Genomic DNA, 13,074 nt, shown 5'->3' with positions numbered 1-13,074 from the left:
TGCGCAGAGGCACGGGCGTGGCCAGACCGGTCTTAGAAGACCGAGTTGTAGCCGCCCAGCTCGACCTGCACCGACTTGATGCGAGTGTATTGGGCCAGCGAGCTGACACCGTTCTCACGGCCGACGCCCGATTGCTTGTAGCCGCCGACCGGCATCTCGGCTGGCGATTCGCCCCAGGCGTTGATCCAGCAGATGCCGGCTTCGAGCTTGTGGATGATGCGGTGGGCGCGGGTGATGTCGTTGGTGCAGACACCGGCTGCCAGGCCGTACTCGGTGTCGTTGGCGCGACGGATGACTTCTTCCTCGGTCTCGTAGCTGAGGATGCTCATCACTGGGCCGAAGATCTCTTCCTTGACGATGGTCATGTCGTCGGTGCAGTCGGTGAACACGGTCGGGGCGACGAAGGCGCCCTTGGCGAACGCACCCTCGGTCAGACGCTCACCGCCGCACAGTACGCGGGCGCCTTCTTCCTTGCCCTTGGCGATGTAGCCCAGGACGCTTTCCATGTGCTGGAAGCTGACCAGCGGACCGAAGTTGGTGTTCTCGTCTTCCGGGTTGCCGACGCGGATGCGTGCGACGCGCTCGGCGATCTTGGCTTCGAACGCGGCCTTCATCGCGGCTGGAACGAATACGCGAGTGCCGTTGGTGCAGACCTGACCGGAGCTGTAGAAGTTGGCCATCATGGCGATGTCGGCGGCCTTGTCCAGGTCGGCGTCGTCGCAGATGATCAGCGGCGATTTGCCGCCCAGTTCCATGGTCACTTCCTTGAGCGAGGAGCTCGAGGCGCTGGCCATGACCTTCTTGCCGGTGGTGGTGCCGCCGGTGAAGGAGACTTTCTCGATGCGCGGGTGCTCGGTCAGCAGGGTGCCGACTTCGCGGCCGCTGCCGGTCAGGACGTTGAACACGCCATCCGGCAGGCCGGCTTCGGTGTAGATCTCGGCCAGTTTCAGGGTGGTCAGCGAGGTGACTTCCGACGGCTTGAAGATCATCGCGTTGCCGGCGGCCAGGGCCGGTGCGGATTTCCACAGGGCGATCTGGATCGGGTAGTTCCAGGCGCCGATACCGGCGGTCACGCCCAGCGGCTCGCGGCGGGTGTAGACGAAGGACGATTCACGCAGTGGAATCTGCTCGCCTTCGATGGCCGGAACCAGGCCTGCGTAGTACTCCAGCACGTCGGCGCCGGTGACGATGTCGACGTAGCGGGTCTCGGAGTACGACTTGCCGGTGTCCAGGGTTTCCAGCATGGCCAGTTCATCGTTGCGCTCGCGCAGGATGTCGACGGCGCGGCGCAGGATGCGCGAACGCTGCATGGCGGTCATCGCGGCCCAGACTTTCTGGCCACGTTCGGCGCTCTCGACGGCGCGCTCGACGTCAGCCTCGGTCGCACGCTGGACGTGGGCGAGGACTTCGCCGGTGGCCGGGTTGATGGCCTCGAAGGTGGCATCGCTGCCAGCGTCGACATAACCACCATCGATGTAGAGTTTTTGCGTTCCGAAACGGGCCATAGAGTCCTCGCAAGTGCAGTGTGTGATTGGCTAGCCGCGTCGTGCTCCTGCCGGTTGGGCAGTCGCTGCGTGCGATCGTTCAGCCGCCTGGGGGTTGGTGTCCAGGGCGTGCTGCTTAGCCAGTTGTAGATCCATGTATTCGTTGGCGATCCGTATCGCCTGTTCGGTGTCGAACGCATCGCCCGACAGCGCGCCACGCAGCCACAGACCATCGATCAGGGCTGCGAGGCCGCGTGCTGCCTTGCGCGCATGGTAGATCGGCAGGACGCGGCGAAACTGACAACACAGGTTGGAGTACAGGCGGTGGTCGTTGATCCGCTGCAACCTGTGCAAAGACGGCTGGTGCATGCTGGAGGCCCAGAAGGCCAGCCAGGTTTTCATCGCCGGGCCGTTCACCTGGCTCGCATCGAAGTTGCCTTCGATGATCGCCTGCAGGTGGGCACGGGGGCTGTCGTCCTTGAGCGCCTCGCGGCGTGCGTTCACGCCATCGCTGAGCATCTTCATGATGTAGCTCATCGTCGCTGCGATCAGGCCGTTCTTGTCCTGAAAGTAGTGACTGATGATGCCGTTCGACACGCCGGCCAAACGGGCAATCAGCGCAATGCTGGCATCCCCCAGTCCGACCTGATCGACCGCCTGCAGGGTGGCTTCGATCAATTGCTGGCGGCGGATGGGTTGCATACCGACCTTGGGCATCTTGCTATCTCCTCAGGCCTGCGAGCGGACGACGTGCATCCGACTCGGCGAGGGCCAGTCTATTTTGTTTTGATTGAACGTTCAATCAATAAAGAATAAGCTCTGCGACAATTTGTGCCATTGACAGTTTTTCAGGCGGTCGAGCAGGCACGAATTGACACCCCAGGAACACGTGTAACCCCCGGAATACAAGGCGTTGACGGGCAAGAACGGTGCAGGGACAGATTCTGCCGAGCGGCCAATAGCCGTGCGGACGACCCTTGGAGCGGGTCAGGCGAGCTGTGACGAATGCGCGCATCCCCACGGGATGACGGCGTTCGGAGGCGCTCCGCCGGTCTGTTTTCTTGCAGCGTTTCGATTCGGGATCACGGTTTCCAGGGTGCTTTTATAACACCTGACGCAGTGGGGCTATTGCACCAATTGCGCGGGAACGACTGATTAGCCTCCACCGTTGTACTGCCCGGAGCATTCGTGCAATGAGTTCTGCCTCCCTGACAAAGCCCCCCGCCGAGAGGGTTCGGGTCAACCGCGTGGTGTTCTTCACCTCCGCGCTGCTGGTCCTCGCGTTGACTGCCTTGCTTATCGCTGTTCCCGAAACCGCCGGCCAGGTGCTGGGCGTGGCCCAGAAGTGGCTGACGCGCACCTTCGGCTGGTACTACATGCTGGTGATCTGCGGTTACCTGCTGTTCGTCGTCTACCTGGCGTTCTCCGACTACGGCAAGCTCAAGCTTGGCGGCAAGGATGACCAGCCCGACTTCAGCTACGGAGCCTGGGCCGGCATGCTGTTCTCCTCCGGTATCGGTATCTCGCTGCTGTATTTCGGTGCCTCCGAACCGCTGGATCACTATTTCAATCCGCCGGAAGGCACCTCCGCCAGCCTCGAGGCCGCGCGCCAGGGCCTGCAGCTGACCTTCCTGCACTGGGGCCTGCACGGTTGGGCGATCTATGCCCTGGTGGGCCTGGCCGTGGGCTACTTCGCCTACCGCCACAACCAGCCGCTGGCACTGCGCTCGGCGCTGTACCCGCTGGTCGGTGAGCGCTGGGTCAAGGGCGCGGCGGGCAATGCCGTGGACATCTTCGGCATGTTCGTCACCCTTTTGGGGCTGGTGACCAACCTGGGCATCGGCTCGATGCAGGTGTCCTCGGGCCTGGAATACCTGTTCGGCATGGACCACAGCAAGACCAACCTGCTGGTGGTGATCCTGGTGATGGCCGGCGTGGCCACCGTGGCGGCGGTCTCGGGTGTGGAAAACGGCATTCGCCGCCTGTCCAACCTGAACATCATGCTGTTCAGCGGCCTGCTGATCTTCGTGCTGATCGGTGGCAACACCCTGCATCTGCTCAACGGCTTCGTGCAGAACGTCGGCGACTACCTCAACGGCATCGTGCTCAAGACCTTCGACCTCTACGTCTATGAAGGCGAGGCCGGCAAGTCCGAACGCTGGCTGGGCCTGTGGACCGTGTTCTACTGGGCTTGGTGGATCTCCTGGGGCCCGTTCGTCGGCATGTTCATCGCCCGTATCTCCAAGGGCCGTACCGTGCGCCAACTGGTCAGTGGCGTGCTGCTGATCCCGCTGGGCTTCACCCTGGCGTGGCTGTCGATCTTCGGCAACACCGCGCTGGACCTGGTGATCAACCACGGCGCCGTGGAGCTGGGCAAGACTGCCCTCGAGCAGCCGTCGATGTCGATCTACCAGTTGCTGGAATACTTCCCGGCGGCCAAGGTGGTGATCGGTGTGGCGGTGTTCGTCGGCTTCGTGCTGTTCCTCACCCCCGCCGACTCCGGTGCGGTGATGATGGCCAACCTTTCGTGCAAAGGCGGCCAGGTGGACGAGGACGCGCCGCACTGGATGGTGGTGTTCTGGTCGGTGATCATCACCCTGGTGACCATCGGGTTGTTGTTCGCCGGTAACTTCGAAGCCATGCAGACCATGGTGGTGCTGGCCGGCCTGCCGTTCTCGGTGGTGCTGGTGCTGTTCATGTTCGGCCTGTACAAGGCGATGAAGCAGGACGTGGCGGTCGAGCAGGAACGTGCCGAGCTGGCCGCCCGTGGCCGTCGCGGCTTCAGCGAACGTCTCACCCAGCTCGAGCTGCAGCCGACCCAGGCAGTAGTGCAGCGCTTCATGGACAAGCAGGTCAGCCCGGCGCTCAAGGAGGCCGCAGAGCAACTGCGCGCCCTGGGCTTCGAGGTGGAGACCCGCGTCGGTCAGTCGCGCAACATGATGGGCGTGCGGGTGATGATGGAAGAGGGCAACCCTTTCGTCTATGAAGTCAGCCTGGACGGCTACATGGCTGCTGCGAGCGAGGCCGCGGTCGATGGCGAGGCCGAGGTGCGCCAGCGCTTCTACCGTGCCGAGGTGTACCTGCACAACGGCAGCCAGGAGTACGACCTGATGGGCTTCACGCCTGAGCAGATCGTGCGCGACGTGCTCGATCAGTTCGAGAGCCATCGCCAGTTACTGGGGCGAGTGTACAGCTGACAGCCGCTGTGGCACATGGCGCCGCAAACAGGCCCTGTCGCGAGACAGGGCCTCTTGCTTTGCAGCACGACTCTGCAGCCGCTGTGCCTGAAAGCAATATGTAGCGCTTTGCACGCACTGCGCATACGCATGCTTGCACTCCTTTCTCCGAGGAGTGCAAGCAATGAAGATCCCTACGTCCGATTGTCCCGCCTACGACCTCTGCGCCGCTGTCGCCAGGCAGTTCGCCGCACGCCCCACCTTGCGCCAGGTGGCCGGCGAACAGGCGATGAAGCTGATCCGTGAGCATTATCCGCTGGTCGCCACCCATCGTCCCGAGTTGACCACGGCGTTGCCCTTGCATGTGCTGTACACCACACCCGACGGGCAGTCGCTGCATGCACCGCTGATCGATGTGCTGCTGGGCGCGATGCTGAATGCGGCGCCAGTGGACTTTGGCCGGTTGGGCGCCTACGCCTTCAGCCTGAAACCGATGACACGGTTCTTCGCCATCGAGGATGGCTTCGAAACCATCGAGGGGGATCTGGTCGAACCGTGGATTCTCACCGATGCCTTCAACGACTTGCTGCTCATGCTGCCCTACCATTTCCAGCAAGCGCAGATCGACTACTGGAACGGCAGCATGGGCGCCGATCGCGACCTGTGGTTGCAGCAGATCCTGCGCATGGGATTGATGGAGGGTCTGAGCGCGCTGGATGACGACGACGAGCGCCAGTGTCTGCGCGGGCTGATCCTGGGTGATTTCAACCGGATCAACGCGCAGGCAGTTCGCGTGCAGATGCGTCAGGGGGATCGTACGTTCAGCCAGTTGCTGCCCTGGCTGTTGGTCAATACCGAGGTCAAGGGCAAGCAGGTGGTGTTCTGGTGTTCGCCGGACGGGGAGGTTCGACGTTTCGATTCCTTGCATGGCTTTGCCCGGGCACTGCAGGTGCAGATGGCCGAGCGCTACAGCTTCGATTCGTTGAGCTGGGCAGCGTTGAGCGCCGACGGTGATGCGTTTTCCCTGCAGAGCGGCCTGGTGCTGGAAATCCTGCTGGATCGAATCGGGCAGGTCCGGCGCAGCGCCCTGAATGGCATCGATGCGCTGGAAGCGGCCTACAGTGAGGCCTGCGACCCTTCGAAGCTGTTCACCGGTCGTCTCATTTCGACCACTACGCAGGCACTCCTGTTGCCGGGCGGGCTGAAGCGAGCCAGCCCCGATGCACAGACAGGTTACCTGCAGGCGATGCTTGACCTGTCGCTGCAGCAGGCTGCTTCCGATGGCGCGCAGGCGCTCGACGGTATAGAGGACCTGCACGGCTATGCGGCTCGTCGTCTGCGCGAGGAGCTGCTGCATGATTATCCTGACGAAGCCAATTATTTCCCCGACGACTTGATACTCACGGTCGATACCTTCGTCAGCGACGGGCATGGCCTGGGCTTCGGGCAGAAGATCGATTCGCGCAAGCTCACGTTGACGACCCTTGCAATAGGCCGGCTCGATGCGAGCATCGGCGGCGCGGTCACCCGCATCGAGCACCGGGACAACCAGCTGATCATGGACTGGATGACCGTGGACTACATTCATGAGCTGATCGCTCGGGTCGATATCGGCGGTCGCTATCCTGGCTATGTCAACGAGCTGCTCGCCGACCAGGCCGCCAGGCCGGCGCGTATCGCCAGCTTTACCCGGCAATGGCGAACCACCCTGATGTTCGATGTCGCCAGGGCGCGGGTGGTCGAGAGGCTGGATGCGCATGCGCATGCTGCGCTGGTGCGTTTCTGCAAAGGCCATGAGCAGGATTCAGCGAGCGTGCGCATCGCCCCGCTGGCGTTGCGGCGCTCGCCTACCTCGCAGCTGGTCGATGTGGTGCACGGCATGTATGTCATCGAAATCATCGAGTCGGGCAGCCATGTCCTGTACATGCCGCTCTATACCCACAAGGCCATCTGTCAGTTCCCGGACGCCCGTGCACTGCTGGCCGCAGTAGCCGAGCAGGGCTCGCTGCAGGACATGGCGCTGATGTGGCTCGACCAGGAAGTCCAGCCGATCTACGCCAATGGTGGCTTCAAGGAGCCGCACCTGCCGCACTGGGTCTTCGATCCCTATGCGCCCCTCGACAAACCGGAGCCTGCCATGCTGGCGCTGCAGTTCTGGACCCGAGACGTGGACCAGCAACTGTTCGAGGCCAAGCACCAGCTGATGATCGAACTGGCCAACCGTAAGGCCCCCAGCAACAGCGTGCTGCGCTGGGGCGTGGTCACCGCATTCGGCTGGGAACTGCTCAACGTCGTCATGCCCGTCTTGCCGGGGCCGCTGGTATCGGTGGCGTGGCTGTACATGGGGATAAGGGGGATGGAGAGCGATGCAAAGGGCATTGCCAGTCGCAATACCGGTGAGGTGATCCAGGCGACCGTCGACATCCTGAACAACACCCTCATGGCCTGGGTGCATCTTCAATTGCCCAAGGGCGATCTGCCGTCGATACCTGTCGAGGCGCCGTTGCTGGACACACTTCCCGCCCAGGAAGCGACAGTGCCCTGGGCATTGCCGGCCCCGGAGCAGGAAGCGGGTGGACCATTGAGCCGCTTGCACGACATCGACCGCTCCCATCTGGACTTTTCGTGGCGGGGCCTCGGTGGTGTGAATGCACTCGCGCCAGGGCAGCGCAGTCGTCTGCGCACGCTGGCAGTGGACGTTTCGCTGGCCGGCGTGGCGCCGATCATGCAGGGCCCCACCGCCGGACTCAAGACGCTGGGTGATCACCTCTACATCGAGCTGGCGGGTGATGTGTACAAGGTACGGAACCTCGAAGATGGGCTCCAGATCATTGCGCCGGACCAGACACCAGGCCCACGCCTGTACAACGATGGAACCGGCTGGCGGGTGGATACACGATTGCGCGGCGGCAGCGGGCGAGCCGATGCCAAACAGCGTCTGCGCAACAAGCTGGAGGCGCCATCCAAGAAAGCGGTGGACGATCTCAATGCCGAATTGAGCGCTGCGCATGGCGTCACCAACGATTACGCTGCCTTGAACGAGAGGATCCTTGTGGTCTCGGACAGCCTCAAGGCCGTCGATGATCGATTGAATACCCCTGCCCCTGCCGACCCGGGCAAGCTGGCGCAATTCGAGCAGGTAAAGGAGCTGTTTACAGCCAAAAAACAGACCCTCATCGAGCAGGTATCGAGCTTGCGCAGGGAACGTATCGACAAGCTGCGCCTGATCATCGGGCATTATTCGCAGGCTGAGAGTCTTGTCGTCCAGCTACTCGACAATCCCAGCTACCAGCGTGCCAATTCGCATCAGGAGTATCAGCGCAAAACCCTCGCCGAACTGCGCCAGACCCTCATAGGGTATGGCATCTTCATGCTCGACGAGCAGGTAAGCGTGGGGGATTTCAGAAGCTATCAACCACTGGTCAACGAGCTCTCGGCGGCGCCGCCGGAGTTCAAGCCGGCCCTGTACGACAGATACACACGCATGCTCGAAAGCATGGTGCAGGACCAACAGCAGGTCATAGAAGTGTCCGACATGCTGGACCGTTTGCTTGCAGTCAGTGACCTCGCAATGTCGGTCAAGGTCAACCAGGTACCGATGACCGTTGCCCAGATCATCCAGCAGCGCAAGACCACGACCGTCGCCATCCGCTTTTTCCAGGCCATGAACCATGTCGAGCTGACTTTCCAGTCGCTGGGTGCGGCCAAGGCCAGCCACTACACCATCTTCCGTGAGGCATTGGCCAGCAAGCACCTGAGGGTGGCTGCCAATACCCATCAGTTGTCGCTGTACTGCGAATTGTCGATCAACGACCGTATCGAAGTCCTTGAAACTGCGTGGGATGCCTACCTGGCGGCAATCCTGAACAGTGACAGGATCGCCAAGCTGGGCAGCGCGCTCATCGACACGCAACGCCTGCTGGCCTACAAGGAGCAGATGGTGCAGTTGAAAGACTATGTTGGGCAGGCGCTGACCGAAGCCATGCGCGAACAGGCCTCCGGGCAGGCTGCATCTTCTCGTCGCTCGGTCTATCCGATGAAGTCGATGCAGGTGGCGCATACCCGGGAAGGACAGATCGTGATCGGCACCGAGATCGTGGTGGACGGGGAGTCGATCCTGCAAGTATTTCCCACCTTCAGCGATGAAGTTGCGCATAGCTTCCATCGCCAAGGTGACATCTGGATTGAACAATCGACCTCGCCGGTACCCACCCCAGGTACCGAATCCCGGGCCTCGACCCCGGAAACCGAGCAGAACAGCAAGGACCTGGCCGAAGGCATTCTGCAGCAGAACGAAAGCGTCATCGAGCAAGCCAGGGAAATGGTCGCCAGCGATGCGGATGATGGCGGTCTGATTTCAATTCTTGACGGTCAGGTCGGTGAAGTCCTGGAGCTGCGTGAGCAGTTGAAGGATGCGCTGGTCGATGGCGACCTCCTGGAGCGCCTTGATGGCGCGGTGGCGCGCCTTAAGGACGTCAAGCGTCAGTGCCTTGTCGAACTGTATAGCCAGACACGCTACCCGGGCGCCAAGGCGCTGAACTTCCTGCATCAGGAACAGCTGATCAAGACTACGTACGAGGGCCCGCGCCAGGAGTTGTCCGATGGATATCTCGATGAATACCGCATCGAGTTGCTCAAGGCCCCAGGTGATGCCAGGGGCAAGCCTCTGTGGGCTGCGCATTTCCATTTCGCCGACGCCCACGCAGCGCCCACCGCATTCGGCAAAGGCCATCTCAAGCTGTGGAGCCAGCGCCTGATGGGGTACAAGGAGCAGATGGAGAAAGCCAGGGGCGGGCAGGTGCTGAAGATCTATCGGGGTAACCTGACCTACGCACAAGCCCGGCACGCCATTCCTTTCAACGACTACTGAGGCAGAGTGATGTCGCGCGCAAGGCTAGCGGTTGGCGTAACGCCCGCTGCGACCATGCGCCGGCATGGCCTGGTTGCTGCGCTGGGCGATCATCTGGCGCAGTTCGATGAGTTCGATGCCCTGGCTTCTGAGCCGGGGCATTTCCTTTTCCAGGACCTCGAGGGTCTGCGGATAGGGATGGCCGATCAGTACTGCCGACCCCTGCTTGCGTGCCAGCTCGACACCCTGGCGCAGTTGCGCGGCAATCGCCTCGGGCGTACGCACATCGTCCAGGAACACATCGCGCGACACATGCGCCAGATCCAGCGCCTGGGCCTTGGCCGCCGCCACCGTGGCGGCGCTGGTGCGGCTGTCGACGAAGAACAGTGCGCGCCGCTGCAGTTCACCCATCAGCCAGGCCATGGCCTCGGGCTGCGCAGTCATGCGGCTGCCCATGTGGTTGTTGATGCCGGCAGCGTACGGCACCTTGAGCAGTGCCGCATCAAGCCTGCGGGCCAGCTCCTCGATGGGCAGGCCCGGATGCCAGGCGTAGGGCCCGGTGGCCGGGTCCATGGGCATGTGCAGGATCACCGTACGCCCGGCCTTGTGGGCCTGGCGGGCGAAATCGGTGGCGTGCGGGGTGTCGGGCATGATCGCCAGGGTGACCGGGCCGGGCAGGGCGAGTGTGCGGCTGTCACGCTCGCTGCTTTGGCCCAGGTCGTCGATGATGATGCTCATGTAGGCCTTGGCCGGCGCCGCATGTGCGGTGCCGGCCAGCAGGCAGAACAGCGTGAACAGCAGAAGACGCATGGTGGTTATCAGTCACCCTTGGTGATGTTCAGGCCCTTGAGCAGGCTGAGCGCCTGGCTGAGCTGGAAGTCGTTGTCCTGCGGGCGCTCGGTACGCTTGCTGCTGCCGGTCGGGCGGTCGGCACCGCCGTTGCCGTTGCCCAGGTGGCCCTGCAGGTCGGCTTCCTTGAAGTTGTCGGTGTCGGCCTCGGCGGTGAGCTTGGCCTGGCGTACCTCGATGTCCGGCACGATGCCCTGGGCCTGGATCGAGCGGCCATTGGGGGTGAAGTACAGTGCGGTGGTGAGCTTCAGCGCCCGGTCGTTGGCCAGCGGCAGCACGGTCTGTACCGAGCCTTTGCCGAAGCTGTCGGTGCCCATCAGCACGCCGCGCTTCTGATCCTGCAGGGCACCGGCGACGATCTCGGAGGCCGAGGCGCTGCCTCCGTTGATCAACACCACCAGCGGCACGCCTTCGCTGGCGTCGGCCGGGTCGGCGGAGAAGCGCAGCTCGGAGTTGGCGATGCGGCCCTTGGTGTAGACGATCAGACCTTTGGTGAGGAAGTGGTCGGCCACTTCCACCGCCGACTGCAGCACGCCACCCGGGTTGTTGCGCAGATCCAGGACCAGGCCGCGCAGCTTCTTGCCGTTGTCCTTGCGCAGCTTGGCCAGCGCCTTGCCGACTTCCTCGCCGGTCTTGACCTGGAACTGGGTGATACGGATGTAGCCGTAGTCGTTCTCCAGCAGCTGGCTCTTCACGCTCTTGACCTGGATGACCGCACGGGCCAGCGTGACATCGAAGGGCGTGCCGCCGTCGCGTACCAGCGTGAGGGTGATCTTCTGGCCGATCTTGCCGCGCATCTTGTCGACCGCTTCGGTCATGGTCTGGCCGCGGGTCGGGGCGCCGTTGATCTTGACGATCAGGTCGCCAGCCTCGATGCCGGCGCGCGAAGCCGGGGTATCGTCGATGGGCGAGACCACCTTGATGAAGCCGTCTTCCTGGCCCACCTCGATGCCCAGCCCGCCGAATTCGCCGCTGGTGCTTTCCTGCAGCTCCTGGAAGTCTTCAGGGCCGAGGTAGGCCGAATGCGGGTCGAGGTTGCTGAGCATGCCCTTGATGGCGTTCTCCAGCAGGGTCTTGTCGTCGACCGGTTCGACATACGCGGCCTTGATGCGGTCCATCACCTCGGCGAAGGTGCGCAGCTCGTCCAGCGGTAGCGGCGCCTTGGCCGTCACCTCGGTGGCCGGCACGGCAGCCGGCTTGGCGGGCTTGACCGGCTCAGCGGCGCTGGCCAGGGGCGCGCCGACGACCAGGGCGATGGTCAGGGCCAGCTGGGTGAGGCGAGACGAGTGCAGCATGTCGAACGAACTCCTGATCCTGTAGGTGCCCCCGCGGGAGCATCGGTGCGGCCCGCTGTCGGGCCTTGCCGTAAATGTTGCGGTGCCTAGCCTCGGCACCATTGCGCAGGGTCGGTGGGCCGGCCCTGCTGGCGAATCGCGAAGTACAGACCTGCGCTGTCCTGGCCACCGCTGTCACCGACGGTGGAAATGGCTTCGCCGGCCTTGACGATGTCGCCGGCGCTCTTGAGCAGGCTCTGGTTATGGCCGTACAGGCTCAGGTAACCATTACCATGGTCGAGAATGACCAGAAGTCCAGCGCCGCGCAACCAGTCGGCGAACACCACGCGCCCGCCATGTACCGCGTGCACCTGGGTGCCGGCAGCGGCGCTGATCATCACCCCGTCCCACTTGGCACGGGCGTCACCGCCGCGGGTGTCGCCAAAGCGCGCCAGCAGTCGACCATTGACCGGCCATGGAAGTTTTCCGCGGGCGGCGGAAAAAGCACCGCCATAGCTCGCGCCATCGCCGGAAACCATCGGCCCGAGCACGGTGCGGGCCTTTTTCGGTGGCTCCTGCGGCTCGTCGCGGCGGGCGTCGGCCAGGGCCTGCTCCTTGCGCCGCTTTTCTTCTTCCTGCTTGGCCAGCAACGCCTTCTGCCGCGCCTCTTCGGCTTCGCGGGCCTGGCGGGCGAGGGTTTCCTCGATGGTCTTGAGCACCTTGGCGAGGTCGGCCTGGTCCTGTTCACGGGCCTGGAGCTTCTGGTCGCGCTCCTTCACGTCGCTGTTGAGCTTGGCCAGCACCTGCTGGCGCTTGCTGCGTTCGGCTTCCAGCGCCTGGCGGCGGCTGTCGAGGTCGGCGCGCTGGGCCATCAGCTGCTCCTGCTGGCCGGAAATCTCCAGCTCGACGTTGGCCAACTGGCGCAGCGTTTCGTTGAAGGCGCGCAACTGTTCCAGGCGCGCCTTGCTCAGGTAGTCGTAGTAGGTGAGCGTGCGGGCGAACTTCTCGGGGTTCTGCTGGTTGAGCAGCAGCTTGAGGTATTCCTCGCGGCCGTTCTGGTAGGCCGAACGGGCCTGGATGGCGATCAGTCGCTGTTGTTCAACGCGGGCGCTCTGGAGTTTTTTTTTCTCGTGGTCAAGGCGCTCCAGTTCGCCCTCGGTCTTTTTTAGCTCTTGCTGCAGACCCTCCACCTGTTTTTCGAGGTTGCCGATATCGGTCTCGGTGGACTTGAGGTCTTTCTGCACGCCGGCCTTTTCTTCCTGGAGCTTGCCCAGCATCTTCTTGAGCTCGGCGATGTCCTGGCGAGTGGCGTCCAGTTGTTGCTGGGTCTGCGCGCGCTCATCGGCGAACGCCGGGCTGAGCAGGCATGACAGGGCGAGGAATATGAGGGCGCGGCGCATGGAATCGGGCGTACCAGGGATGGAGACTGGCCTAGTATGCCC

Annotated in this window: 7 protein-coding genes; 2 read left to right on the top strand and 5 right to left on the bottom strand. The window is 63.1% G+C overall.

Annotated elements, in window-relative coordinates; all coding sequences use genetic code 11:
• Window positions 1–32 precede the first annotated feature (32 nt).
• Complete coding sequence (betB, locus tag AC1TXO_RS25290; RefSeq protein ID WP_486404248.1) at window positions 33–1,505, bottom strand: betaine-aldehyde dehydrogenase; 1,473 nt, start codon at window positions 1,503–1,505, stop codon at window positions 33–35.
• A 30-nt stretch (window positions 1,506–1,535) separates the two neighbouring features.
• Complete coding sequence (gene betI / locus AC1TXO_RS25285; RefSeq protein WP_486404247.1) at window positions 1,536–2,201, bottom strand: transcriptional regulator BetI; 666 nt, start codon at window positions 2,199–2,201, stop codon at window positions 1,536–1,538.
• Window positions 2,202–2,734: 533 nt separating this feature from the next.
• Between betI and AC1TXO_RS25280 the strand changes: the two genes are divergently transcribed.
• Entirely contained in the window at window positions 2,735–4,681 is a 1,947-nt protein-coding gene (locus AC1TXO_RS25280; protein ID WP_486406911.1) for a BCCT family transporter, read from the top strand.
• Window positions 4,682–4,844: 163 nt separating this feature from the next.
• Entirely contained in the window at window positions 4,845–9,530 is a 4,686-nt protein-coding gene (locus AC1TXO_RS25275) for a dermonecrotic toxin domain-containing protein (RefSeq protein ID WP_486404246.1), read from the top strand.
• Between the two features lie 24 nt (window positions 9,531–9,554).
• Here the strand turns inward: AC1TXO_RS25275 and AC1TXO_RS25270 are convergent, their stop codons facing one another.
• From AC1TXO_RS25270 to AC1TXO_RS25260, 3 genes are all read right to left on the bottom strand, one after another.
• Entirely contained in the window at window positions 9,555–10,319 is a 765-nt protein-coding gene (locus AC1TXO_RS25270; protein WP_486404245.1) for a divergent polysaccharide deacetylase family protein, read from the bottom strand.
• Between the two features lie 8 nt (window positions 10,320–10,327).
• Window positions 10,328–11,653, bottom strand: a complete 1,326-nt coding sequence (locus AC1TXO_RS25265) for a S41 family peptidase (protein ID WP_486404244.1) — start codon at window positions 11,651–11,653, stop codon at window positions 10,328–10,330.
• An 86-nt stretch (window positions 11,654–11,739) separates the two neighbouring features.
• Window positions 11,740–13,032, bottom strand: coding sequence for a murein hydrolase activator EnvC family protein (locus tag AC1TXO_RS25260; protein WP_486404243.1), 1,293 nt, complete (start codon window positions 13,030–13,032; stop codon window positions 11,740–11,742).
• Window positions 13,033–13,074 lie beyond the last annotated feature (42 nt).

The sequence above is a fragment of the Pseudomonas sp. FA117 genome, assembly GCF_057370475.1.
Note: the sequence above shows the minus strand (reverse complement) of the source record. Positions and strands in the feature narration are given on the sequence as shown.